23 protein-coding genes and 1 riboswitch are annotated in these 22,961 nt (G+C 61.9%); of the genes, 7 read left to right on the top strand and 16 right to left on the bottom strand.

The features are described from left to right. The first annotated feature begins 133 nt into the window (after positions 1 to 133). The gene (locus B0E55_RS00660; RefSeq protein WP_046379764.1) at positions 134 to 1,969 is read left to right on the top strand and encodes a flavin-containing monooxygenase; all 1,836 of its coding nucleotides are present in this window, start codon (positions 134 to 136) and stop codon (positions 1,967 to 1,969) included. 59 nt (positions 1,970 to 2,028) lie between these two features. Here B0E55_RS00660 and B0E55_RS00665 read toward each other — a convergent pair whose 3' ends face one another. The 3 genes from B0E55_RS00665 to mhuD form a co-directional block, all read right to left on the bottom strand. After that, complete coding sequence (locus tag B0E55_RS00665) at positions 2,029 to 2,805, bottom strand: CbtA family protein (protein WP_019746815.1); 777 nt, start codon at positions 2,803 to 2,805, stop codon at positions 2,029 to 2,031. Further along, positions 2,796 to 2,990, bottom strand: a complete 195-nt coding sequence (locus B0E55_RS00670; protein ID WP_003945915.1) for a CbtB domain-containing protein — start codon at positions 2,988 to 2,990, stop codon at positions 2,796 to 2,798. The genes B0E55_RS00665 and B0E55_RS00670 overlap by 10 nt, the downstream gene beginning before the upstream one ends. A 25-nt stretch (positions 2,991 to 3,015) precedes the next feature. Continuing rightward, a riboswitch (cobalamin riboswitch) is annotated at positions 3,016 to 3,154 on the bottom strand. Positions 3,155 to 3,241: 87 nt separating this feature from the next. Continuing rightward, the gene (gene mhuD / locus B0E55_RS00675) at positions 3,242 to 3,550 is read right to left on the bottom strand and encodes a mycobilin-forming heme oxygenase MhuD (RefSeq protein WP_007726927.1); all 309 of its coding nucleotides are present in this window, start codon (positions 3,548 to 3,550) and stop codon (positions 3,242 to 3,244) included. Between the two features lie 45 nt (positions 3,551 to 3,595). On the opposite strand from mhuD, the gene B0E55_RS00680 reads away from it, so the two are divergent. Further along, complete coding sequence (locus B0E55_RS00680; protein WP_029254422.1) at positions 3,596 to 4,333, top strand: alpha/beta fold hydrolase; 738 nt, start codon at positions 3,596 to 3,598, stop codon at positions 4,331 to 4,333. Here the strand turns inward: B0E55_RS00680 and B0E55_RS00685 are convergent. Then, positions 4,318 to 4,743 (bottom strand): HIT family protein, encoded by a 426-nt coding sequence (locus B0E55_RS00685; protein WP_019746817.1) that lies wholly within the window; start codon positions 4,741 to 4,743, stop codon positions 4,318 to 4,320. The genes B0E55_RS00680 and B0E55_RS00685 overlap by 16 nt on opposite strands. A 38-nt stretch (positions 4,744 to 4,781) precedes the next feature. Continuing rightward, on the bottom strand, positions 4,782 to 7,400 hold the full coding sequence (locus B0E55_RS00690; protein WP_080908893.1) for a helix-turn-helix transcriptional regulator: 2,619 nt from the start codon (positions 7,398 to 7,400) through the stop codon (positions 4,782 to 4,784). A gap of 383 nt (positions 7,401 to 7,783) precedes the next feature. On the opposite strand from B0E55_RS00690, the gene B0E55_RS00695 reads away from it, so the two are divergent. Beyond that, positions 7,784 to 8,599: a hypothetical protein gene (locus tag B0E55_RS00695; RefSeq protein WP_241895977.1), complete on the top strand. Its 816-nt coding sequence runs from the start codon at positions 7,784 to 7,786 to the stop codon at positions 8,597 to 8,599. Between the two features lie 70 nt (positions 8,600 to 8,669). Continuing rightward, on the top strand, positions 8,670 to 9,692 hold the full coding sequence (locus B0E55_RS00700; RefSeq protein WP_225320265.1) for a hypothetical protein: 1,023 nt from the start codon (positions 8,670 to 8,672) through the stop codon (positions 9,690 to 9,692). Here B0E55_RS00700 and B0E55_RS00705 read toward each other — a convergent pair. The 10 genes from B0E55_RS00705 to B0E55_RS00750 form a co-directional block, all read right to left on the bottom strand. Beyond that, entirely contained in the window at positions 9,689 to 10,570 is an 882-nt protein-coding gene (locus B0E55_RS00705; RefSeq protein ID WP_024487744.1) for an A/G-specific adenine glycosylase, read from the bottom strand. The two genes, B0E55_RS00700 and B0E55_RS00705, sit on opposite strands and share 4 nt — an antisense overlap. Positions 10,571 to 10,686: 116 nt before the next feature. Continuing rightward, positions 10,687 to 11,226, bottom strand: coding sequence for a hypothetical protein (locus tag B0E55_RS00710; RefSeq protein WP_070385784.1), 540 nt, complete (start codon positions 11,224 to 11,226; stop codon positions 10,687 to 10,689). Next, the gene (locus B0E55_RS00715; RefSeq protein WP_046377901.1) at positions 11,223 to 12,461 is read right to left on the bottom strand and encodes an MlaD family protein; all 1,239 of its coding nucleotides are present in this window, start codon (positions 12,459 to 12,461) and stop codon (positions 11,223 to 11,225) included. Before B0E55_RS00715 ends, B0E55_RS00710 begins: the two co-directional genes overlap by 4 nt. Beyond that, positions 12,458 to 13,531 (bottom strand): MCE family protein, encoded by a 1,074-nt coding sequence (locus tag B0E55_RS00720; protein WP_070385785.1) that lies wholly within the window; start codon positions 13,529 to 13,531, stop codon positions 12,458 to 12,460. The genes B0E55_RS00715 and B0E55_RS00720 overlap by 4 nt, the downstream gene beginning before the upstream one ends. Then, positions 13,531 to 14,610 (bottom strand): MCE family protein, encoded by a 1,080-nt coding sequence (locus tag B0E55_RS00725; protein WP_070385786.1) that lies wholly within the window; start codon positions 14,608 to 14,610, stop codon positions 13,531 to 13,533. The genes B0E55_RS00720 and B0E55_RS00725 overlap by 1 nt, the downstream gene beginning before the upstream one ends. Then, positions 14,607 to 15,599, bottom strand: coding sequence for an MCE family protein (locus tag B0E55_RS00730; RefSeq protein ID WP_070385856.1), 993 nt, complete (start codon positions 15,597 to 15,599; stop codon positions 14,607 to 14,609). The genes B0E55_RS00725 and B0E55_RS00730 overlap by 4 nt, the downstream gene beginning before the upstream one ends. Next, positions 15,596 to 16,606 (bottom strand): MCE family protein, encoded by a 1,011-nt coding sequence (locus B0E55_RS00735; protein WP_080908896.1) that lies wholly within the window; start codon positions 16,604 to 16,606, stop codon positions 15,596 to 15,598. Before B0E55_RS00735 ends, B0E55_RS00730 begins: the two co-directional genes overlap by 4 nt. Next, positions 16,603 to 17,787, bottom strand: a complete 1,185-nt coding sequence (locus tag B0E55_RS00740; protein WP_080908897.1) for an MCE family protein — start codon at positions 17,785 to 17,787, stop codon at positions 16,603 to 16,605. The genes B0E55_RS00735 and B0E55_RS00740 overlap by 4 nt, the downstream gene beginning before the upstream one ends. Continuing rightward, positions 17,784 to 18,629 (bottom strand): MlaE family ABC transporter permease, encoded by an 846-nt coding sequence (locus B0E55_RS00745; RefSeq protein WP_020906104.1) that lies wholly within the window; start codon positions 18,627 to 18,629, stop codon positions 17,784 to 17,786. The genes B0E55_RS00740 and B0E55_RS00745 overlap by 4 nt, the downstream gene beginning before the upstream one ends. Next, positions 18,629 to 19,468: an MlaE family ABC transporter permease gene (locus tag B0E55_RS00750; protein WP_020968384.1), complete on the bottom strand. Its 840-nt coding sequence runs from the start codon at positions 19,466 to 19,468 to the stop codon at positions 18,629 to 18,631. The genes B0E55_RS00745 and B0E55_RS00750 overlap by 1 nt, the downstream gene beginning before the upstream one ends. Before the next feature lie 228 nt (positions 19,469 to 19,696). Here B0E55_RS00750 and B0E55_RS00755 point away from each other — a divergent pair, with 228 nt between their 5' ends. Continuing rightward, positions 19,697 to 20,335 carry a carbonic anhydrase gene (locus B0E55_RS00755; protein WP_019746832.1) on the top strand — a complete coding sequence of 213 codons (639 nt, stop codon included), beginning with the start codon at positions 19,697 to 19,699 and terminating at the stop codon, positions 20,333 to 20,335. 97 nt (positions 20,336 to 20,432) lie between these two features. Further along, positions 20,433 to 21,176 (top strand): DUF4232 domain-containing protein, encoded by a 744-nt coding sequence (locus B0E55_RS00760; RefSeq protein WP_019746833.1) that lies wholly within the window; start codon positions 20,433 to 20,435, stop codon positions 21,174 to 21,176. A 25-nt stretch (positions 21,177 to 21,201) separates the two neighbouring features. Here B0E55_RS00760 and disA read toward each other — a convergent pair whose 3' ends face one another. After that, on the bottom strand, positions 21,202 to 22,287 hold the full coding sequence (gene disA, locus B0E55_RS00765; protein WP_024487741.1) for a DNA integrity scanning diadenylate cyclase DisA: 1,086 nt from the start codon (positions 22,285 to 22,287) through the stop codon (positions 21,202 to 21,204). A gap of 96 nt (positions 22,288 to 22,383) precedes the next feature. Between disA and B0E55_RS00770 the strand changes: the two genes are divergently transcribed. Further along, entirely contained in the window at positions 22,384 to 22,944 is a 561-nt protein-coding gene (locus tag B0E55_RS00770; protein WP_019746834.1) for a PaaI family thioesterase, read from the top strand. Positions 22,945 to 22,961 lie beyond the last annotated feature (17 nt).

The raw sequence follows: 22,961 nt of genomic DNA on the forward strand, positions 1-22,961 counted from the left end.
GCCCGCACATCGGTGCGGGTAACCGGTATCGGGCGGCGGCACCGCGCCCGCTGATTGCAACAGACTGCAACGCTTGTGACCGGGGCCACTTATGGGATGTGCTGTGTGTCACATTCACAAACAAGGAGAAGTGATGACGCAAACCATCGATTCCGCAGTCACCCCCGAGGTGAAGTTGACGGCGGTGACACCTCAGGAACGCGTCGACGCCTGGCTGGCGGATTTCGAGTCGGCCCTCGCGGCTCGTGACATCGAGCGTGTGGCAGGCAAATTTGCACTCGACAGCTTCTGGCGCGACTTGGTGTCGTTCACCTGGAACATCAAGACCGTCGAAGGTCGCGAGCAGATTGCCGACATGCTCTCCGAGCGTCTCGACGACACCGATCCTTCGGGATTCCGGACCACCGAGACACCCGACGAAGCCGACGGCGTCACGTCGGCCTGGATCGAATTCGAGACTGCAACCGGTCGCGCGCACGGGCACCTTCGTTTGAAAGGAGATGAAGGTTGGACCCTGCTGACGTCGTTGCAGGAATTGAAGGGACACGAAGAAGGTAAGGGCACTCGCCGGCCTCGTGGAGCGAAGCACGGAGCAGACCCGAACCGCATCACGTGGGCCGAGCAGAAGGAGATCGAGGATCGCGAACTCGGTTACACCACACAGCCTTACGTCGTGATCGTCGGCGGCGGCCAGGGAGGCATCGCCCTCGGTGCCCGGATGCGCCAACTCGGAGTTCCGGCCATCGTGATCGACAGCCACGAGCGGCCGGGCGACCAGTGGCGTGGACGCTACAAGTCCCTGTGCCTGCACGACCCGGTTTGGTACGACCACCTGCCATACATGCCGTTCCCCGACAACTGGCCGGTGTTCGCGCCCAAGGACAAGATCGGCGACTGGCTCGAGATGTACACCAAGGTCATGGAGGTTCCGTACTGGAGTTCCACGACCTGCACCTCTGCGTCGTTCGACGAGAAGACCCAGGAATGGACCGTCGAGGTCAACCGCAACGGCGAGAAGCTGACGTTGCGTCCCAAGCAGTTGGTGATGGCGACGGGTATGTCCGGCAAGGCCAACATTCCGACGTTCCCCGGGCAGGACAAGTTCCTCGGCGATCAGCACCACTCGAGCAAGCACCCCGGCCCGGATCAGTACGTGGGCAAGAAGGTCGTCGTGATCGGGGCCAATAACTCCTCGCACGACATCTGCGGCGCACTGTGGGAGAACGGCATCGACGTCACGATGGTGCAGCGCAGCTCGACGCACATCGTGAAGTCGGATTCGCTGATGGATTTGGGCTTGGGCGATCTGTACTCGGAGCGTGCACTGGCCGCAGGCATGACGACGCACAAGGCGGACCTCACGTTCGGTTCGCTGCCGTACCGGATCATGCACGAGTTCCAGATCCCGGTGTACGACGCAATCCGTGAGCGCGACAAGGATTTCTACGATCGCCTCGAGAAGGCGGGCTTCGAGCACGACTGGGGCGACGACGGTTCAGGTCTGTTCATGAAGTACCTACGCCGCGGTTCGGGGTACTACATCGACGTCGGCGCGGCCGAACTGGTTGCCAATGGAGACATCAAGCTCGCGCACGGCAACATTCGTGAGCTGACCGAGAACAGCGTGATCCTCGAAGACGGTACGGAATTGCCTGCCGACGTGGTGGTCTACGCGACCGGCTACGGCTCGATGAACGGCTGGGTGGCGGATCTGATCGGTCAGGACACCGCCGACAAGGTCGGCAAGGTGTGGGGCCTGGGGTCGAACACCACCAAGGATCCGGGACCGTGGGAAGGCGAGCAGCGCAACATGTGGAAGCCGACGCAGCAGGAAGCGCTGTGGTTCCACGGAGGCAATCTGCACCAGTCGCGCCACTACTCGCTGTACTTGGCGTTGCAGTTGAAGGCGCGTTACGAGGGCATCCCGACGCCGGTGTACGGACTGCAGGAAGTGCATCACCTGAGCTGAAATAGAACTGCTGTGCGCCTTTATTAACCGCCCGCGGTTAATAAAGGCGCACAGCAGGTTCAGCGAAGGGCGTACTTCTTTGCTACTTCGGTGTTCTTGGTCGCGCGCTCGGTGAGGAAGGCGAATGCCAACCCGAGTACGAGCCAGAGCGTCGCCTGCGTAGCGAGCGAGGAAAGTCGGAACTCCCACAGCAGAGTTGCCGGGAAGTCCTCGCCCACCTCGTTGATGCCGGGAAGCGAGACGTAACCGATCGTGGCGATCACCAGGAACGCAGCCACCGGAGCAGCGATGCGCACGCTGAGGAACTCGTGCCCGGAAACTGCCTTTGCCGCCGCTGCTGCCGCGGTGACGGACAGTAGCCCGAGAATCACGGCGGCCAGCCACAGCAGTGTGCGCTGGTTGATGGTGTCGGGATCTCCGACGGCCGGCGGATTGGCCGGGTACTTGAAGAAGGGCACGGCCTCGATGGCCAGCCAACCACCGACGGCGATGGTGATCGCCAACAACGGCCCGGACATTCCGGTGAGTCGTCGAGCGTAATTGGCAACGACCGAGAAGATCGCCCCGAGTGCCAGTCCGGCCAGCGCTGTGGCCAGGAACAGCCCGGCGCGCTGCCCGTCGCGGCTCACCAGTGGTTCTTCTTCGTCACCGTGCGAATGCCCAGCGGCTTCGCCGGCAACCTCACCGGTGGCGCTGTTGGCTTCTTCGATCGCAATGGCGGCATTGACGTGCGGTTCACCCAGCACGAATGCAACTCCGCCGGCAAGGATGCCTGCGATCAAACCAGCCAACAAACCACGAATGAGAAGCTTCGTGAAATTGTCGACTAGTGGCACGGCAGGCCCATCAAGTGTCGACCGTCGTGCATCAATTCATGCATGTACATGCCGGTGCGAGAGATAGCGCCCTGGTCGAATCCGACCAGGTAGAGAGCGAGCATCGCGAACAGAACTACTGCAGCGGCGAGGAAAGCAAGACGAGTCGAATCGATCGACGTATCGGGAGAATAGGCGAGAGCCATCGAAGCCTCCTGGGATTTTCGCGTCCCCTAGGTCCATGCGATGGCCGAAGTGTCTGGCTGTCGAAATAGTCGTGCCGAAAAAGGCACTTCACCTCGAATTACAGTGGCGCGACCGCTCCGGGCTTTCACCGGATTCCTGTCGGACCATCGCGTTTACATGCGAACTTTTGCACTACTGCCCGCACCGTGTCAACGCGTAAGCCGAGATGACCGTCGATTGTGCCCGCCAAGGCGGGCACAATCGTTCTAGATCAGCTCTTTGCGGCGACGTCCAGAACAACTTCGAACTCGAGCAACGACGCACCCGAAGCGACGGGCTTCGCACGCTCGCCGGAATGGGCTTCGCGGGCAGGGCCGTCACGCCAATCGGCGAACGCCTGCTCGGACTCCCACTGCGTCACCACGAAGTAGCGGCTCTCACCTGCGGTGGGGCGGAGGAGTTGGAATCCGAGAAAGCCCGGGGAGTTCTCGACTGCATGAGCGCGTGCTGCGAAGCGCTTCTCCAGTTCGGGGCCGGCGCCCTCGGGGACCTCGATTGCATTGATCTTCACGACTGCCATGCAAGCGACATTACCCGCGCACCTTCACCGCGTACCGTGACACTCGTGTTGCATGACGAAGGTGGAACAGGACAACCGATTCTGTTGTTGCACGGCCTCATGGGCAGCTCGAGGACGTGGCGACGCCAGGTGCCGTGGATCCGCGAGTTCGGCCACGTCTACACGTTCGACGCCGCCGGTCACGGCCGGCCCGCGCCGTCAGAGCTGACCACCGAGGCATTCGTCGACGACCTGGCATCTGCCGTTGCGTCCATCGAGGAGCCGATGATCGTGATCGGCCATTCGATGGGGGCTCTGCACGCGTGGTGCTTCGCCGCATCGCATCCCGAAAAGGTTTGTGCACTGGTCCTCGAAGACATGGCTCCGGATTTTCGCGGACGCACCGCCGCGGATTGGGCTCAGATGATCTCGGCGTGGCCGCAGCCGTTTGCTTCCGAGGACGCGATGAAGGAATTCTTCGGGCCCGTCGCCGGCCAGTACTTTCTCGACTCTTTCGACCGCCGCGACGACGGGTGGTACCTGCACGGCGAGGTGTCGACCTTCCGCGACATCTCGGAGGAGTGGGGCACGAGGCATTTCTGGGATCAGTGGAAGGCGATCGACGTGCCGACCTTGCTGATCGAGGGAGAGTTCACCATCACCCCCGAGGGACAGATGCGAGAGATGGCCGAGAGGCCGGGAACTCGGTACGTACGTATTGCCGACGCAGGCCACCTGGTTCACGACGATCAACCGCAGCGCTATCGCGAAGTGGTGACGGAATTCCTTCAGACGGTGAGCTGACTGCGGATCGACGCGCCCACCTGCTCCAGTTCGACGGCTCGCCTGGCCAGGAGTCCGGCAGCGAACTTCGCCTTGTCGCCGCGATGGCGGGGGACGACGTGGAGGTGCGAGTGGAACACGGTTTGCCCCGCGGCACGCCCGTCGTTGACCAGAAAGTTGACTCCGTCAGCGGCGATGTCGCAGCGGCGTAGAGCTCCGGCGATGAGCGTGCCGACGCGGAACATCTCTGCGCCCTCGTGGCTTTCGAGAGCATCGAGGTTTTCTGCATGACGCTTGGGGACCACCAGGGTGTGTCCGCGACTCACCGGTCGGGCGTCTAGAAATGCAAGAGTCGTCTCGCTCTCGTGGACGAGAATCGCCGGCTCGGTCAGCGCGACGATCTTGCAGAAGACACAGGTATCGGTGCTCATGCCTACAGAATGTAGTCCGAATCAGATCCGACCCGGGACTACAGCAGGCGCAGCTGACGTGCCTTCGTGATCGCTTCGTTTCGATTGTGCACGTCGAGCTTCTTGTAGAGAGTGCGCAGTTGAGTCTTGACGGTGTTGACGGACACGTACAGTTTGTCGGCCATCGCGGCCGACCCCATGCCGAGCGCCAGGAGTGAGAGGACCTTCTGTTCGCGTTCGGTCAGCTCCACGATACGTACGAATCCCGGAAATGATTCCGCAGGAGCCCTTTTCGAGAACTCGGCGAGTGCACGCGATTTTGTTACTGCCATCGATTCGAGTTTCTCGACGTCCGCCGATCCAATGGTCGCGAACGGACGCAGAAGTCCGGTTTGGTCCGCGATACTGCACGCTCTGGACCACTCCTGAGAGGCGAGGCGTGGCTCACCCAGCTCGGAGTGTGCAACCGCTTGCACCAGAAGCGATTCCATCTGTGCCCGCGGATAGGATTCGCCAGACCAGTCGAACTGATGGCACAGCGCCACAGCGGCCTCGTTCTGGCCGATTCGCTGACGTAAACGCGCCACCGACGCGAGCGTCCACGGGTTGGCTGCAGGATCGGCAATTTCCTTGGCCAGAGCCGTCGCCTTGTTTCCCTCGCCGAGTGCGAGCAGGAGATCGATTTCTGCGGATTGCAGCAGAGGAAGCGCGAAAGACGTGGCCGTGTACTGCTTGGAATGCACTCCAATCGCATTGTGGAGCAAGGACAGAGCGGAAGATGCACTGCTCTGAGTCAGGGCGAATTGGCTGTGCGCATAGACGACGAACGCCCATAGCTCCTCGGTGTCGGACGGAACGCCGAGGTCGGTCAGTGCGATACGTGCGTCACCGAAGTCGAGTGTGTCGAGAGCGGCGAGAGCCCGTGCCGTCAAGCCGGCGATCTTGACTACAGGTTCGAGCCAACCCCCGGGGTCAGGATGCTTCTGTTCGAGTTCGAACCAGTGTCTGGCCTGCCGCGGCTCACCTGCCAAAGCCCAATTCAGGGCGGCACTACCCGCAGAGTTGCGAGCGATGAAGTCGACTCCGTGAGACAGGGCGCCGTGGTATGCCATTCGAGCCTTGATCGTGGATTCGGTGAACCTGCCGCTCAATTGAAAATTGATCGCCCATTGAAGTCGCATCAGGGGGAGTTGTGCGCTGACCGCTTCCGGATTGTTTTCCAGCGCACTGCGGCTGAGGTGAGACAGCCGCCTGGTGGTCTCTGCCGAGAGCCCGTATTCACCGGCCATCCTGAGCATGATCGATTGAACGCAGGCGATGCTCAAGGCGTCCTTCGCGCTGGGTTGGGCGCCGAGTTCCCACAGTTCGGCCGGCGATTCGGGTAGCAAGTCGATTGACGTGGATCGCTTGCTCGGATGCATCGTGAACAAGGCACGCCCGGCCTCAACGGCAGAGTGCTTGTCGGCAGCTTCCGCCGGAATCCGTTGGAGGGCGGAGCGAACCGAGTCCAGGTTATGCACGATCATCGTCACCCAATGTTGTTCGACGATGTCTACTGCCAGGGTCCAGTTCTGTGCCTCGACCGCGTAGTCCAGCGCCGACGCGTGATGACCGTTGTCGAGTCGATTGTGAGCGAGGAATGAAAGACGTTGCGACGGATCGATTCCCGCGCGGGTGTGGTGCGCGAGCATCGATCTTCGAATGGCGGGAGCCAATGCCCATGTTTCGTCGGCTTCGGCCTCGACGCGCGACAACAAGCCGGCTGTCTCCAGCGTCACCAGCCGCGAGCGGATCTCATGAACGGTTTCGGCAGTGTCAGGGCGCTGGGACTCGAACAGCATTGTGGCGACGCCGACGGTGATCGATCGACCAAAGGCGGTCGCGAGTAGGAACTCATGTTGCTTTAGGCGCTCAGCGGTGGCGAGAACGGAATCAGTCACGTAATCGTCTATCGCTTGCGCGGTGTTCGTTTTGATCTCTCGCTCACGGTTGCTGTTACGTGAGTCCCTGACGGCGGCGACTGCGGCGCGAACCAATGCGGGCAGCCCACCCGTCAGGGATGTGATTTGTTCTGCATCACCCTCAGCCGTGCGCACCCCCGCCTGTTCCAGCAATTGGGCGGTATCGGATGTCGTGAACAACAGCTCATCGGCGCCGATGACCTCGTGATCCGTGTCGAGAAGGTATGGCTCGGCGAACATGCCGAATCCCGAGAGCGTGACCACGAGGTCCAGGTTGTGGCAGAGGGTGAGGAGATCGATCAACTGATCGTCCAACTCTGGTTCCGATATCAGATCCGGCCTGATCAGCACGAGCAGCACGGGGCGGCTGAGGGCGTTCAGGGATTTGGCGGCAGCGGTGAAAGGATCGGCGAGATCGTCGACGTCGGGCAGTGCGATTCCGGCAGCGTGGATTCGATCGAGGACAACGGCCCAGAAATCTTCGAGTGTCGACGAGGGCTGTGGGGCCGAGACCCAGACGAGTATTCGTTCGGATGCCAGATGGGCGCGCAGCCACGATGCGATCAACGACGATTTCCCGTGGCCGTTCGGTGCACGGACGACGGTCAGAGCGGCGCGTCGATCCAGTTTCGCGAACAGTGCTTGCCGAGGAATCGACTCGGTGAGAGTGCGCCTTTCGGGAATAGCTGCCCAGTCGTGGCCGTCCCTCCCGAACATCAACGCGGACCCTTTCTGCTTTCACGCCCCACGCTAATTGGCGGATTTGGGCGGATTGTCTCGATCCATCTATCTACAGGGAGGAGCGTAGCTGGTGCGAATCCAGAGCGTGTCATCCCGGGCAATTCACCCGCGACTTCACCCCGGGTGAGAGAAGTTCACCCACATAATCATGCCGTCACCATTGGCTTTCGAGTCCCTCGAGCGACTTCTATTGAACGTAGCTCGGGATTCGCCAAATCTGGTCGAGAGTGCCCGACCGGGCCCCGAGGGTCGGCCATCGAAGGAGCGTCGTGAGAACTCGTCTGTCAGAGGTGTGGTCGAAGGCGGTTACGGTCCGACTCCGACCGAGAGCGTGCGCCCGAAGAGTGCGAGGCGTAGTCGTGGTGACAGGAGTGTTACTTGTCGGCGCAGCTGTGCTCGGTGCGCTACCGATGCAGTCGGATGTTCGATTGGCAGCGGAGGGAGAGTCCGCTTCTCCCTTCACAGTCGAGTTGACGGCGATTGACGGTGCGCCGCCCTTCGATCCCGGTGACGGCCCAGGGCTCGATTCCGGACCGTCCAACGGTATTGTCCGAGAAGGTGATCCGGTGACGTATGTCGTAGACATCGGCGTCCGGGGCAACCCGCTCTCGGACGTGGTCGTGCAGCTTCCGGTGCCTCGAGGTTTCGTTCTACCCTCCGTGCCTGACTACTGCGGAGACGGCTCGGGTGTCGACGAGTTCGGGTTACATTGCCTGATAGGCAATCTGGAAGCGGACCGGTACTTCACCCGGACAGCGACGATGACTGCGGGAAAGCGGGAAGACGCCGACGGTCTATCGATTGCTGCACTGGTCACCGCAGATCGAGGGGCGGCTCGCGTGCGGTCGGACGATGTCACCGTGCGGGTGGCGACCACCCCGGGAGCGTGTGATCCACAAGGGAATTCTGTTGGTGGTCGGAGAGACCAGGGGACAGCTGTCTCGGCAGATGGTCGGATCTCAGGTCTGGTGACGTCGGGCATCTCGGAGGCGGTGATGATCAACGGCGTCGATCAATGCGGGCACGCGACAGCGCGGACGGTGAAACCGTTCGAGGGTCGCTTCTCGTTTGTCGGACTCCTGCCGGGGACGTATCGCGTCACGGTCGACGGCCGAGCGCCGGTGGACGTGGTGTTGGAACCAGGCGCAATGGCGGTCGGTGGCCTGACGTTCTGATACAGCTCCACAGTGATAGCAACACCTGAAACAGTTCAGAACCAGTTGGAAACAGTCAATGGAGGATCCAGTGCGTGAAAGCCTGGGCGTGGTATTCGAAAACAATTCCATTTCAACAGCTCTCGTAGATGCGGACACACCCCTTCTCGGCTCGATCGACGAGTTCCGTCATCCGTGGGGCGCGAACGGGGCTGTTCCCTCTGCGCAAGCGTCGGCACGCGCGCTCGCCTCCGCTGCCGAGGTCGCCACCGGTCGGGCCCTGCGCTCGAACCTGTGCCCCACCGTCGTCGGAGTGATGTGCGAGCGCGCGGACGTGCGCGAATTTGTCCCGGATTCATTGTCCTCCAGCACTTTCGAGAACGTCGAGTTGGTCAACGGTCTGGACGCTCGCATTGCCTACTTGCGGACGGTCGACGCCCTGAATGGTGTTTCGCCGATTCTCGCGTTCTGGCCGGACGGCAGTGAGACTGTGATCGCTGCCATCGATCCGAGCGCCGGCGTCGTGGACTCGGCGCACCGCTACGCTACCGCCGAGTTGCTTACAGACAGCTCGACATTTGCTGCGACATTGGACCTGCTCGTCGCTGAACGAGACCCCGTGCCCAAGTTGCTCGTCGCCATGCTCGGCAAGGAAGAGTCACGGCAGTTGTCCGCCGAAGCCGCCGAATCGGTAGGGCTCGGCTTCCTGTATCTCGGCGAGCGCGCCCAACTGGCGATAGGCGCTGCGCTGGTAGCGGCCGGTCGGGGGAGTGAGGTCAGGTCCGCTGGCGGCGCGGCTGTTCAGCCCGTCAACAGAATCCGGTGGGCGGCGGCAATAGTGCTGCCGCTCCTGCTCATGCTGACGGGATTGCTGATCGCTCTGTCGCCGGACGGGTCGCGAGCGGTGTCCACTGATCGCCCGAACGTCGGCGCCGAGCCGGCGAACCCGACGAGCGGGCCACCGTCCGGAGCGGCCCTACCGATCCTGACGCTCCCGCCTTGCGACCCGGTGGTACCCGTCGTCCCCGCTGCGTTTCGGCGTTCGGATCCTGATGTCACACCACCCCAGACCGTCGAACCAGCAGAAGCATGCGACCCGATGCGAGTGGGCTAGGGCGTACCTTCTCCAGCCAGTGCAAACAAGCCGTCATCGGTCTGCTCGACCAGTCCGTCGACCAACAAGGAATGTAGTGCGCGGTCACGCTGACCAGGATCGGTCGGCCAGACGATGTCGAGTTGCGCGCGTTCGACCGGACGGTGGCTCTCGCGCAGAACGGCCATCAATTTTCCGCGAACTTGGCGATCGGTGCCCGCGAACTTCTGCACCTTCTTGGGCGGTCCGGTGTGTGCCGGTTTGCCCGAAGCGACCCACGCGCAGTTCGGCAAAGGGCAGTTCTCGCAGTTCGGCGTCCGCGCAGTGCAGATCAGTGCACCGAGTTCCATGAGAGCGGCGCTGTAGGTGGCGGCGCGCGCTCGTGTCCGTGGCAGCAGCGCCGCGACGTCGGCGAGGTCTCGCGTGTTGGACGGATTCCCGGGTTCCGCATTGCCGTGGACGGCTCGCGCAACTACGCGTCGTACGTTGGTGTCCACCACCGGCACTCGCTGTCCGTATGCGAAGCACGCCACGGCGCGGGCGGTGTACGAACCGATTCCCGGTAGCGAGAGCAGGGTGTCGACGTCTTCCGGCACCACGTCACCGTGCTCGGCGGCCAGGACGCCCGCGCATTCGTGTAACCGAAGCGCGCGTCGTGGGTAACCAAGTTTGCCCCACGCGCGAAGTACTTCTGCCTGACTCGACGCTGCCATCGCGGACGGTACCGGCCAGCGCTCCACCCACTCTTCCCAGATGGGCGCAACGCGCACCACCGGCGTCTGCTGGAGCATGATCTCGCTCATCAGGATCTGCCAGGCACTGACGCCCTCGCGTCGCCACGGCAGGTCACGAGCCGTCTCGGAGTACCACTTCAGTAGCACCGAAGATTCCACTGCCACTGCTACCGACACACTCCTCGAACCTGTGCTCCTGGTCGACGAAGGACACGTCGACTTGTGGGGGCCACTTTATCGGCAGTCGCCGACACGGCTGCCTGTGACGCCAGACCTCCGAGTCACAACAGCTGCACGTTGCTCAGTTTCCACTCGCCGTCCTCGCGGACCAGAGAAAGTTGCATGCGGTTACGGTCGATCCTCGGATCGGGGGAGTTGGTATTGGTGATCGTCTGATCGAGGAACACGAGCACCTCGGCGTTGTCGCGATCACTGCTCGCCAGCCCGGCTGAAATGATCTGAGCGGACGAGGTCGCCTGATACTGCACGATCATGTTCTGCAGGTTGGCTGCCACCTGGGCGTACTGACCGGCGAACTCGCCGACAGAGTTGTCACGCACCACGGAAAGATTCTGATCGAGGTTCTGGAAGTTGTACGTCGCAAGATCAGTGGCGAATTGCCGTCCGCTGTCCAGTGCGCTGGTACGCGCGTCTTCGTCGGCCGATTTCTGCCAGGTCGCGAATGCGCCCCATCCGAGCGCCGCGACCACGACCAGGACGCCGGCAACGATCAGCAAGGTCTGCTTGCGAAGCCTCTTGGGCTTTTCGGCGATTGTGGGTGTCGGACTCTCGGGGGTCTGGGATTGGGGTGTCTCGGTCATTGCGTTCCTTGTACTAGTAGTGCGGCAAACGAGTTGTCACCGAGAACGGTGTTCTGACCACCGTTGAGGCCCAGACGAATCGACGTTCCGTCACCGGTCGCTACGGTGCCGAGGGCAGGATCGTATTCGGCAACCCCGTCGATCGTTCCAGCTCCGGTGGGGACGTTCTGCGAACCGCGATTCTGGATCCGGCCCGACTGGTCCGCGCAGTGTTGGTTCTTGTCGAGCGTGGTCGGTGAGGTGTCCTGTACCGATCGCCGGGGCGTGTCGTAGATACAGACCGGTCCGAGTGCTGTGATCAGATCAAGCTGTGCGCGTCCGTCTTTGACGATACTTCCGAACTTCTCGAATCCTTTGGGCACCACCACCAACAAGGCATCGACGGCGGGCATCCGTGCGGTGACGATCTGAGTGGAGACGAGAGAATTGGCCAACAGCAGACTGAACGGCTCACGACTCTGTTCGATGAGAGGCAGTATCTGATTGTCGAGAACACTCGGGCTTCGATCGAGGAGTGTGCGCAGTTGCGGATCGGAGTTTCGTACCTGATCTGTCAATTGGCGAAGTGTGAGTGCAACTTCGGGAAGAGCGTCAACATTTTCCTCGTTCGCAGTGAACAGTGAGCGCGAGTTCTCGACGAGTGTGTTGACACGCGGTTGATCGGCTTGGACAGTGCGCGCGAGCACGTCGAAGTTGTCGACGAGCGCCTGCAGATCCGGACCCAATCCGTTCAATCCCTCACCGAGTTCGTGCGAGAGGGTTCGCAGGTCTGCCGGATCGACGGTATCGGCAGCAGCGTTGAAATTCGCAATCACGGTTCCCAACGCGACCGGGATCGAAGTGCGCTCAGTCGGAACAACCGAACCTTCAACCAGATACGGGCCGCCGTCGGTCTGCGAGGACAACTGAACTTTCAATACCGGAACGGCGGTGTCCTGGCTGATGGCCACATGCGAATCGTTGGGGATCTGTTGGTCGGCGGCGATGCTCAACGTCATCACGACGAGGTCCTGGGCAGAGTCCACCTCCACCGACTCGACGTCGCCGACGGTGACTCCGCGATAGGCCACTTCCGAACCCGGAGCGATTCCGGCCGCGTTCTCCAATTCGACGGTGACCGAGAATGTTCCGGTGAAAGGATCTCCAGCACCTACTTGTCGGAGCACATACGTAGTGCTTACCACCGCGATGAGGAGAAAGGCGACGATCTCGAAATAGACGGTTCGGTTCTTCATCGCGTTCCTCCTTGCAGGGGTGTCGTGATCGGCAGTTCCCGATCGGAGGCGGGCAGAGGTGGCAGTGGCGGTGCGGCGCCCGGAATTATCTCGTTGAGCACCCCGGTCACGGTGCCCTCGACATCGACGTCGAGGTCGATGTTCACGTAATCACCTGGGCTGGCGCGCTCGAGGAGCACTCTCGCGTTGTCCAGGTTGGACATGGTCTCACTCAGTGTCGGGCCCATTGCCGAGAACTGGTCGAGGATGGGTGACAGTCGTCCGGTGATCTCGGAAATCTGGTCGGCCGACTGGTCGAGCACGGAATTGGTTGCGGTACTGAGCCGATCGGTTTCGTCGAGAAGATCGAGGAGCGGTTGTCGTTGGTCGGCGATCACGCCCAACGCGGGTGTGAGTGTTCGCAAGCCTTCGTCGATGGTGGCGCTCTCGTCACCGATCAGAGCGCTGAGCCGGTTCAGGGAATTCAGTGCCGAATTGATCGATTCCTTTCGGTCGTCAAGTGTTCCGAGAAAAGTGTCAAGGCGCGCAAGCAGATCGCGGATCGTCTCCTCCCTGCCGTCGAGAATCTGATCAGCCTCACTGACGATGTTCTTGACCTGCGCCAACCCACTGCCGTTCAACAGAGTTCCGACGGCGCCGAGCAGTTGTGCGACATCGGGTCCGCGCACGGTCTCCGCTCGCGCGATGGTGGAACCTGGTTCGAGCCTGGGGCCCGTTGGATCGACCGGAACTTCGAGGTTGACAAATGCGTCGCCGATCGGGGTGGACAGCTCGATCCGAGCGCGAGTGCCGACGGGTAGTTCGATGCTCGATTCGATTTCGGTATGTACCACGGCTGCAAAGGTTTCCGCGCTCATCGACGTGACTCTGCCGACCACTGCCTGGCCGATCCGCACCTCGCCGCCGACGGGCAGCAATGACGCATCGACGAACTCCATGTTCAGCGGGTACGACTCTCCTGGCAGACCGCGCCCGAGGGGGAGGTGCTGGAAGTTGAGACTGCAGCCGGTCAACGGCGCCGCGATGACAAGTGCCACGACAACGCTCACCACGGACTTGTTCGACGCCATCAGTTGCCCCCACCGAGGATGCGTGCCAGGTCGGAGCTGCCTGCCGAAGGAAATTCGATGGGATTGACGATCCCAGGCCCGGTGCACAGAGGAATCGGCATCTTCTCGCACAGTTCTCGCGTCGTGTCGAACTGTGAGAGATCGGTGGCGACGTTCAGTCGCGCTCTGGCTCGGCCTTCTTCGGTGACGAGGTTGGCGACGTTCTCGAATCCCGTTGGTGCCGTTTCGATGATCTCGCGCAGTTGGTCCTGTTTGATCGCGACTGCACCGGCCAACTGTGCGAGCGCACCCAGATCGGCGGTGACCGCCTCGCCGTGTTCGGCGAGTAGCGCTGAGACCTGTCCGAGCAACGTGGTCAGGGAATCGAGCGCCCCGCTGATGTCTTCTCGCTGGGTACTGAACGCGCGGGCGGTGACTGTCACCGAATTCGACAGCGAGTCGACCTTGGTCTGGTTGTCCGCGATCAACTGCACGAGGGTGTTCAGGTTCTTCACGAGTTCGGAGATGTCGGGACTTGCACCCGCCAGTACCGAACTAGCCTGTGAGATGGACCGAACGGCATCGTTGAATGCTTGCCCGTTGCCGTCCAACGCGTGGGCGCCTTCTCCGATGAGGTCACCGATCCCACCGCCGTCCGCGCCAGGGCCGAGCGCCACCGTCAGTTCGTTCACCGATGCGGTGAGCTGGTCCCATGTCAGAGGGGAGTGAGTTCGTTCGAGAGGGATCACTGCGCCGTCCGCGAGGAACTCACCGTCCTCGTAGCCGGGGCCGAGTTCGATCGTGCGGTCGCTGATGACCGAAGGAGACAGGACCCAGGCCTGAGCGTCGGCCGGTATGCGTGTTCCGGATGGCAGGCTCATCGCCACTCGTACCCGGGACCCTTCCGGCGTGACGCTCTCGACCCTCCCGCTGGGAACTCCGAGAATAGTCACCGTGTTTCCGGTGAAGATGGCGTCGGTCGAGGTGAATTCGGCAGTGAGAGTGAGTTGGTGTTCGTCACGCGTGACGAACAGGACCGCACCGATCGCGCAGATCATTATCGCTGCCAGCACGGCGAGCTTCTTGACGGTCGTGGTCATCGACACCCCTGAACGAGCCCGACGACGCACAACCAATTGTCCGGGATGAGGGTGGAGGGCGAGTTGAGGTCGAGCCAGTTGCCGTTACCGGTCGCATTGGTGACGTACCGAACGCTGGGGGCGAAGTTGTCGAGCAACGTGGTCAGTGATTGTTCGTTCTCGGAAAGCACTCCCGTCACCTCGTGGATGTCTCCCATGACCGAGTCGACCAATGCCTGGTTGTCGCCCAGGAACTGGGCAAGTGTGGTGCTCAACTGATTGAGGTCTTGTACAAGCGCATTCAGCACATCTCGCCGATCGGCGATCGTGGCCATCACCAGGTCCGCATTTCCCAGAAGGGTTTCCAGAGTGTCCTTCTGCTCGATCAGTGTTGCGGTCGTCTGCTGCGCTCCGGTGAGAAGGGAACGGAGCGCAACGTCGTTGTCGTTGACTACTCCGGAGAGTGCGTCGATTCCCTCGAGCGAGCGGCGAATGAGTTCGGGATCGTCCGGTGAGTTGTCGGACACCACGGTCAGCATGTTTCGCAGTTGTTGCAGATCAAGGTTTTCCGAAGTGGATTGTGCTCCTCGTCCGAGATCGTCGAGGGTGAACGGAACACTCGTGTTCTCGATGGGAATGGTCGAACCTCCGGGTAACGAGCGCGATCCGTTCGGAGTGATGTCGAGCGAGCGTCGGCCGAGCAGAGTCGAGATCTTGATGTCCGCGCGCGAGTTTTCGCCGAGAGTGACGCCGTCGTCGAGTCGGAAGGTGACTTCAACAGAGTTGCCGCTGACCGCCAACGAGGTGACCACCCCGCTCGGGACTCCCGCGACGTTGACCGGATCGTCCTGCGTCAATCCGGTGGCGTTGGCAAACGCGGCGCTGTACTCGTTGGTCTTGACCTTCAAGATCAGTTGAGGGACAACGAGTGCGGCCAGAACGACACAGACTCCGACGAGAATGCAGATCATTCCGTTGCGGACGGGGTTCTTGACGGTAAGCCAGTTCATCGGCACACCGCCGAACGCTCGGGGCCGCCGAGAGTCACCGATTGGTCCAGCGCGCTGAGTCGGAAGTTACAGATGTAGATGTTCGCCCAACTGCCGTAGCTCATTGCGATTCCCAATTGGGTGAACAGTTGATCGAAAGCGGTGATACCGGTCGCCAGCGACTCACGATTGTCGACGACGACGCTGGCCGACTGATCGATCGAAGTCAGCGCGCCAGCCAAGTCCGGTTCCACGCGCGTCACCAAGTCCTGAAGGGAAGAAGTCAGGGCACCTGCGGAATCAACTGCGGCCGAAATCTGTTGGCGGTCCTGTGCCAAACCGCCGACCAGTGTGTCGAGCGTGTTGATCATCTCGACGAAGTTGGGTCGATTCGTCGTCGTGACGGTGAGTACCCGGTCGAGGTTGGTCAGTAGTTGGTCCAAGATCGCGTCTCGGGACGTCAAGTTCTCGGTGACGACAACTGTGCGCTCCAGCAGGCTTTCGATGGTGGAACCTTGTCCTTGGAATACCTGGACGACCTGTGCGGCAAGCTTGTTGACTTCTGCGGGGTCAAGTGCGTCGAACAGGGGACGGAAGCCGCCGAGGATGTCGGTGAGGTCGATCGCCGGCTGAGTCTGTTCCACGGGAATTGTGGCTCCGGGGGAGAGGTAGTTGCCGGCTACGAGTTCGCCCTGTCCGGGTTCGATCGAGATCGTCCGTGCCCCCAGCAGATCTGCATACCTCACCACAGCCCGACCGTCGGTCGGAATACGTTGTGTGGATTCGAGTTCGAAGCCGACGACGGCTTGGTTGTTCACCAACTCGACGCTGTCGACGCGCCCTACTCGCACCCCGGCGATCTGAACATCGCTGCCGGTGACCAGGCCGGAGGCATTGACGAAGACGGCCCGGTACTGCGAACTAGACCCGGAGACTGGGTTGATCAGAGTGCTCACCACGACCACGGTGGCGAGAATCGACAGCGCGGCAAACAGTCCGAACCTGATCAGCGATTTCTTCACGCTCATCCGCCCACCACCGTCGTGCCGCGAAATACCGGCCCCGCCACGAGAGTGTCCAAAGCTGTACCGCCCTGGGTGATAGCTGAGATCAGGGATTGTTCGGCAGGGCTGCCGACCGGGCCGACGGTTCCGCCGAACGCGGTCGCGGCGGCAGGGCAGTTGGGGCCGCGGGTCCCGTCGTATTGTGGGCAGTCGGTCTTTCCGTACGGATACAGATCTGTGACAGACAGGCGCAAGTCAGTGCTGAGCCAGGGACCGTGCGCCATTGCGGGCGGGAGTTTGATCGTGAGATTGCGCAGGCCGTTGTAGAAGGTGGTGATGTGGTCCGGCCGCGAAGTGATTGCACCGGTGAGGGAATCGGCGTCGTCGACCAAGGTGATCAGGCGGTCGCGATTGTCGCCGATCAGACTCGTGGCAGCAGATCCAGTGCTGGTGCCTGCTCGCAGAAGCCCCGCCAATCCGTCGGATTTCTCGACGACGGTCTTGGATGTGGTGATGGAGTTCTCGAATGCGGCGAGCATGTCGGGCGCACTCGTCGAGAGACTGTCGGCGAGCGTGGCTATGTCGTCGAGGTCGTCACCGAGTCCGTCGATGACGGGCTGCGCACCGACCAACGCTTGGTGGACTGAATCGAGAGACTCACCGATCTGGTTTCCCTTGCCGCTCATCGCATCCGAGACTGCCGTGAGCGCCACGTTGATGTCGGCGGGGTCGAGGGAAGAAACGAGCGAGTAGATCCGTGAGATCGATTGGTAGAGCTGGACCGCGACTTCGGACTGATCTGATGCCAACTCGGTACCCGGCGCTAGAGCAGGACCGCGCGAGAGACCGTCAGGTTGAATCAGGTCCACGAAGAAGTCGCCGAAGATGTTGCGGGGCATCAGCCGCACCTGACTTGTCGACGGTATGTCCTCGAATGCACCCTCGTCGATTGCGAGTGAGATGGTGGAAGCGGTGGTGCCAGGCTCGATGTCGGCGACCGAACCGACGACGACGCCGCGGTACTGAACCGAGGATCCGACTCGCAGCGCACCGGCGCTGGCAGGGACGACAGCACTGACCTGCGGTGTGGAACTGAACGTGTCCGTGCCCCTGCTGAACAAGAAGACGTAGGCGACGATCAGCAGGACTATCGCAAGTAAACCACGCAGTGCCAGTGCAATTCGACTGGTACCCGTGACGATCATCCGGTCAACCCGGGCACCTGAGGTTTGAGTCCCCAGAGCGCGATGGTCATGGCGACGTCGGTGAAGGCCAGGAAGACGATGCTGGTGCGCAGCGCTCGCCCGGCTGCTCGCCCGACGCCTTCAGGTCCGCCAGTCGCGGTATAACCGTAGTAGCAGTGCACGAGGGTCACGACGACCGCGAACACCATGACTTTGATCAACGACAACCAGATGTCGTTGGGAGAGAGGAAAAGACTGAAGTAGTAGCCGTATGTTCCCTCCGACTGGCCTTTGACCCGGATCACCGCGAGCGCCGTTGCCATGTACGAAGCAAACAGGCCGACCAGGTACAGCGGGACCACCGCGATGAGCGCCGCGATCATTCGGGTGGTGACCAGGTATCGCAGCGAGGGAATCGCCATGACTTCGAGTGCGTCGATTTCCTCGGAGATCCGCATGGCTCCGAGCTGCGCGGTGAATCCAGTTCCGACCTTGGCAGCCAAGGTGATTGCGGCAACGAGTGGTGCGACCTCACGAGTATTCGCGATGGCGGACATCACGCCGGACAGCGGTGCGAGGCCGACGAGGTTGAGTCCGCGGTAGCCCTCGAGTCCGATCTGGGAACCTGCGAAGAACGAGATCGCGAAGATCACGACGACGCTGCCGCCGCCGGCGAGCAGGGTGCCCGAACCGAATGCCACCTGGGCGACGAGACGGGCGACTTCACGCCAATATCGCTTGAGGGTTGCCGGAATCGAGGTGATGACACGCGCGTGGAACGTGAACTGATCGCCGAGTCGACTCAGACCGTCGACGGTGCGCGAACTGGCCCGCTTGGCACGAATTGCGATGGGCAGGTGCATCAGTAGGCACCCTTCACCGAGACGAACAGCGGGTAGAACTGGGTAATTGCGAGGTTGGCGACGAACACGAGGACAAACGAGAGCACGACGGTCTCGTTGACTGCGTCGCCGACGCCTTGAGCTCCGCGCTTGACGGTCAGGCCCTTGTAGCAGGCCACGATTCCCGAGATGAGAGCAAAGGCAACGGCTTTGATACCGGAGACGACGAAGTCGCTCGGTTGACTGAATTGAACGAGATTGCGCAGGAAGCTCTGTGCGTTGCCGTCGAGTATCAGGACGTGAACGAAGAGGCTTGCGCCCAAACCGATCACGAGAACTATCGAATTCAGCAGGAGGCAGACGACGGCAATTGCGATCATCCGCGGCACGACCAGGCGTTCCAACACCGGCAGGCCCAGTACTTCGAGCGCATCGATCTCTTCGCGGATCGTGCGCGCTCCCAAATCTGCGCAGATTGCGGAACCGCCGACGCCGGCGATGATCAGGGCGCAGACCAGCGGTCCGGCCTGTCCGATGATGAGGAACGCGACGACTGCACCGCTGTATGAACCCGCGCCGATTTGGTCTGCGAGCGAACCGATCTGGAGAGCTACGCCCACGCCGAGGGGAATCATCACCAGTGCCGAAGCGACCGAGGTGACGTGGGCGAGAAACCACATCTGGTCGAGCGCTTCACGCCAGGCGAGGCGCTTGTGTCGCAGAGTTGTGAAAGCGGCGACGCATACGCGAACGGTGAAGGTGAACAGCAGTCCGATCTCGGACAGCAGGTTCGAGAACATGTTCGTCTTGGCGGGGGAGGCAGGCGTTGCGTCCCCGGTTGTTCCAACTTCAGTGCTCACGCCATCCCCCTTTCCGTCCGAATCGTTCTGGTCGGGTTTCTTCGATCACACTCGGAAGGTCGAAGTGCTCCAGGTCACGTTCGGAGACGGTATCAGGAAACTGACTCTGAAGTAAGTTCCAATTCGGGCACGCCATCACAAGGCGTGAATGTGGACGCGGAGCTTCCGTTTGCGTCTACGCAACCTTCCCGGCGAGAGTCCGAAATGCGACGGGTGCACAATGAGTGAATGCCACGATCAAGCCCCATTTCCGCTTGGAAGTCCCTTCGCGAAGGCAACGAGCGATTTGTCAACGACGCGTCCATTCACCCCAGCCAGGGAATCGCCGATCGCGCGAAGCTGGTCGATGGGCAGCACCCCACCGCGGTGCTGTTCGGTTGCGGTGATTCGCGCGTAGCCGCCGAGATCATCTTCGATCAGGGCCTCGGCGACATGTTCGTCGTGCGTACGGCGGGTCACGTGCTCGACGATTCGGTGCTCGGTTCGATCGAGTACGCCGTTCACGTGCTCAACGTGCCGCTCATCGTCGTCCTCGGTCACGATGGTTGCGGTGCGGTGAAGGCAACGCTCGACGCCTTGGACAAGGGTGCGGTTCCCGACGGCTTCATTCGCAGCGTGGTCGAGCGCGTTGCTCCCTCCATCCTGATGGGTCGCAACGAAGGCTTGTCCACCGTCGACGAACTCGAAGGTCGACACGTCGTGGAGACCGGCTCGTTGATCATGCAGAGGTCGCGGATCATCGCAGACAAGGTGGACAACGGTGCGTGCGCGATCGTCGGCGTCACGTACACATTGTCCGACGGTCACATGCGAGTTCAGGGCGCGGTCGGCGACATCGGCGAGAGCGTCGAGACCGTCGAGGGTTAGATCTTCCGGGGCAGTGATACCCGGTAGCAGACAATGGGTACCGACACGCCGCCTCAGCTGACGGTTAGTGGACCCTGCGCCAACTACCGTTGAGTCCGTGTTGGAACCGAATGGACCACTGCCCCCCGAGATCTACTGGCGTCGCCGGGCGCTGGCCATTGGTGCCGCCGTCATTGCACTGGCGTTGATCATCTGGGCGGCGTCCGCCCTCTTCGGCGGTGGAAGCGATACTCCTGAGGCCAATTCGGCCGCTGCGAGTTCCTCGCTGACGACGGACGTCTCCTTCACCCCCAACCCTTCCGGCTCCAACGCGCCGGACGGTAACGGTGGTTCGGGTGGCGGTGCTGCGGGTGGATCAGGTGGCTCGGGCACGCAGGCTTCGGGATCGTCGACGTCGGCATCGTCCTCGTCGACCACCGGCGCTCCGGTCCCGGCTGGTCAGTGCGCGGACTCGTCGTTGGCAGTCAAGGCGACCGCAGACAAGGCGACCTTCGCTCCCGGTGAAGAGCCGTCCTTCACGATCGTCATCACCAACATCGGTTCGGCACCCTGTGATCGAGATCTGGCGGGCGGCCTGCAGCAGGTGCTCGTCTACAGCATCGACGGCAAGACCCGTTTGTGGTCCAACGTCGACTGCTATCCCCAGCCCGCAGCCGACGTACGCAATCTCGCTCCCGGCGAGCAAGCTGCGTTCAAGGTCGCCTGGTCGGCCACGACGTCGACCCCCGAGTGCGCGACCGCGCAGAACCCCGAGCGCAATCCGGTGGGCGCAGGCGCGTACACGGTTGTCGGTCAGCTCGGTGCACTGCGAAGCTCCCCGGAGCCGTTCAACATCGCGTGAGAGCGGGCAAGCCCGAACAGGCCCGCTAGTTGAACGATCCGGTGATCGACGTCTCCGCGAGCCGGGAAAGTCCCTCACGGATGTGACGGGCCCACAGCCCGCCGATGCCCTCGACCGACTGCAGATCGGCAGCCGTAGCGGCCAGCAGCGACTGGAGAGTGCCGAAGGATCCGACCAACCGGTGGATCTGATGGAACTGCAATCGAGGCACACGCATCAGTACGCGATATCCACGAGGAGTCATCGGAGTGTCGAGGGCTTCGATCGTGCCCGGATAACCGAGAACACGCGCAAGAGTCGTGAGATCGAGTAGGTCGGCGTCGGTGACACGATCGAGTGCGACGAGGACGTTGTCCATCGCCGCGGTGCCGATGGGTTCGGGGCCGGCAAGATAATCCCGAACGATCAGTTGACGTGCAATGTCGTTGTCGCCGACCAGTTCTTCGAGCTGCAGTGCCAGCTGGCGACCGTCGGTGCCGAGCTCGAGGACATCCTGCTCGATTTCGATCGACACACGGCGAACCATTTCGAGTCGCTGTACGACGGTCAACGCGTCGCGCAGAGTCACGAAATCCTCGATCTCGACCACCGACAGTTGCCGTGTCACTTCGTCGAGTCGCGCTTTGTATCGTTCGAGCGTCGCGACGGCCTGGTTGGCGCGCGAAAGTATGGTGGCCGAGCCGTCGATGACGTGCCGGATACCACCGACGTACACACTGACGATCGACATCGACTGACTGACCGAGACCACGGGATAGCCGGTTTGAATTGCCGTGCGCTCGGCGGCACGGTGCCTGGTGCCGGATTCGACGGTGGGAATCTTGTGATCGGGAACCAGTTGGACATTGGCGCGCACGATGCGTGTGCCGTCCGTCGAGAGGACTACCGCGCCGTCCATCTTCGAGAGCTCGCGCAATCGGGTCGGTGCGAACTCCACGTCGAGGTTGAATCCGCCGTCACACAGCGCTTCCATCTCCTCGTCGTATCCGAGGACGATCAGCGCGCCGGTACGTCCGCGCAGAATTCGTTCGAGCCCGTCTCGCAAAGCGGTACCCGGCGCCAACCTGGCGATGGTCTCTCGCAATGCCGACGACGACTGTGTGTCCGCCATCGCACTGATCATTGAGAAACTCCCTGCTGAGGTCGATGTCACTTCGGTCGGGTCCGATGCCTGCGCCGGACTGATCCCCGTTTAGATTACCTATCCATGAGTAGTACCTGGACCCTGCCTGATGACCTGACTGTCCCGGAGCCGGTCGAATTCTTTCCGGCCGCCGGCGAGAAGTTGCCTCAGCACTGGTCGAAATGCTTCGGCTGCGGCGACGACCAGCCTGCGGGAATGGCGATGAGTTTCAGGGCTGGTGACGGGTTGGAAGTGACGGGCCGTCTGGAGGTCGCCAAGAAGTATCAGGGCGGTCCTGGGGTCATTCACGGCGGTATTTTGTCGACGGCTTTCGACGAGGCGCAAGGCATGGCATGCATGGCTCTCGGCTCGCCGGTGGTGACCGGGCACCTCGAGATCGACTTCGCCCGACCGATCCCGTTGGGATCGGTGCTCGAATTTCGGGCTCGCATCGACGGCGTTGTGCGCCGCAAGGTCTACACCAGCGCGGAAGCGGTGATCGTCGAAGGTCCGACAGCGGATCCGGACACGGTGGTGGGAACGTCCCGCGGACTGTTCCTGACCATCACGTCGGAACACTTCGCCAAGACCAAGGAGTTCGTGGACGGCGAACCGACTTCCCCGTTCGGCACCTCGTCGGTCTGACGCGGTAGTCGGCCGCA

Origin of the sequence: Rhodococcus sp. 66b (assembly GCF_002076325.1) — a bacterium.
Lineage (GTDB): Bacteria > Actinomycetota > Actinomycetes > Mycobacteriales > Mycobacteriaceae > Rhodococcus_F > Rhodococcus_F erythropolis.

What these genes read in the sequence shown, in the direction of transcription:
- B0E55_RS00660 (WP_046379764.1), top strand. Translation starts at nt 134, where the DNA reads ATGACGCAAACCATCGATTCCGCAGTCACCCCCGAGGTGAAGTTGACG.
- B0E55_RS00670 (WP_003945915.1), bottom strand. Translation starts at nt 2,990, where the DNA reads ATGGCTCTCGCCTATTCTCCCGATACGTCGATCGATTCGACTCGTCTT.
- mhuD (WP_007726927.1), bottom strand. Translation starts at nt 3,550, where the DNA reads ATGGCAGTCGTGAAGATCAATGCAATCGAGGTCCCCGAGGGCGCCGGC.
- B0E55_RS00685 (WP_019746817.1), bottom strand. Translation starts at nt 4,743, where the DNA reads ATGAGCACCGATACCTGTGTCTTCTGCAAGATCGTCGCGCTGACCGAG.
- B0E55_RS00690 (WP_080908893.1), bottom strand. Translation starts at nt 7,400, where the DNA reads ATGTTCGGGAGGGACGGCCACGACTGGGCAGCTATTCCCGAAAGGCGC.
- B0E55_RS00710 (WP_070385784.1), bottom strand. Translation starts at nt 11,226, where the DNA reads ATGACCGAGACACCCCAATCCCAGACCCCCGAGAGTCCGACACCCACA.
- B0E55_RS00715 (WP_046377901.1), bottom strand. Translation starts at nt 12,461, where the DNA reads ATGAAGAACCGAACCGTCTATTTCGAGATCGTCGCCTTTCTCCTCATC.
- B0E55_RS00720 (WP_070385785.1), bottom strand. Translation starts at nt 13,531, where the DNA reads ATGGCGTCGAACAAGTCCGTGGTGAGCGTTGTCGTGGCACTTGTCATC.
- B0E55_RS00725 (WP_070385786.1), bottom strand. Translation starts at nt 14,610, where the DNA reads ATGACCACGACCGTCAAGAAGCTCGCCGTGCTGGCAGCGATAATGATC.
- B0E55_RS00730 (WP_070385856.1), bottom strand. Translation starts at nt 15,599, where the DNA reads ATGAACTGGCTTACCGTCAAGAACCCCGTCCGCAACGGAATGATCTGC.
- B0E55_RS00735 (WP_080908896.1), bottom strand. Translation starts at nt 16,606, where the DNA reads ATGAGCGTGAAGAAATCGCTGATCAGGTTCGGACTGTTTGCCGCGCTG.
- B0E55_RS00740 (WP_080908897.1), bottom strand. Translation starts at nt 17,787, where the DNA reads ATGATCGTCACGGGTACCAGTCGAATTGCACTGGCACTGCGTGGTTTA.
- B0E55_RS00745 (WP_020906104.1), bottom strand. Translation starts at nt 18,629, where the DNA reads ATGCACCTGCCCATCGCAATTCGTGCCAAGCGGGCCAGTTCGCGCACC.
- B0E55_RS00755 (WP_019746832.1), top strand. Translation starts at nt 19,697, where the DNA reads ATGCCACGATCAAGCCCCATTTCCGCTTGGAAGTCCCTTCGCGAAGGC.
- disA (WP_024487741.1), bottom strand. Translation starts at nt 22,287, where the DNA reads ATGGCGGACACACAGTCGTCGTCGGCATTGCGAGAGACCATCGCCAGG.
- B0E55_RS00770 (WP_019746834.1), top strand. Translation starts at nt 22,384, where the DNA reads ATGAGTAGTACCTGGACCCTGCCTGATGACCTGACTGTCCCGGAGCCG.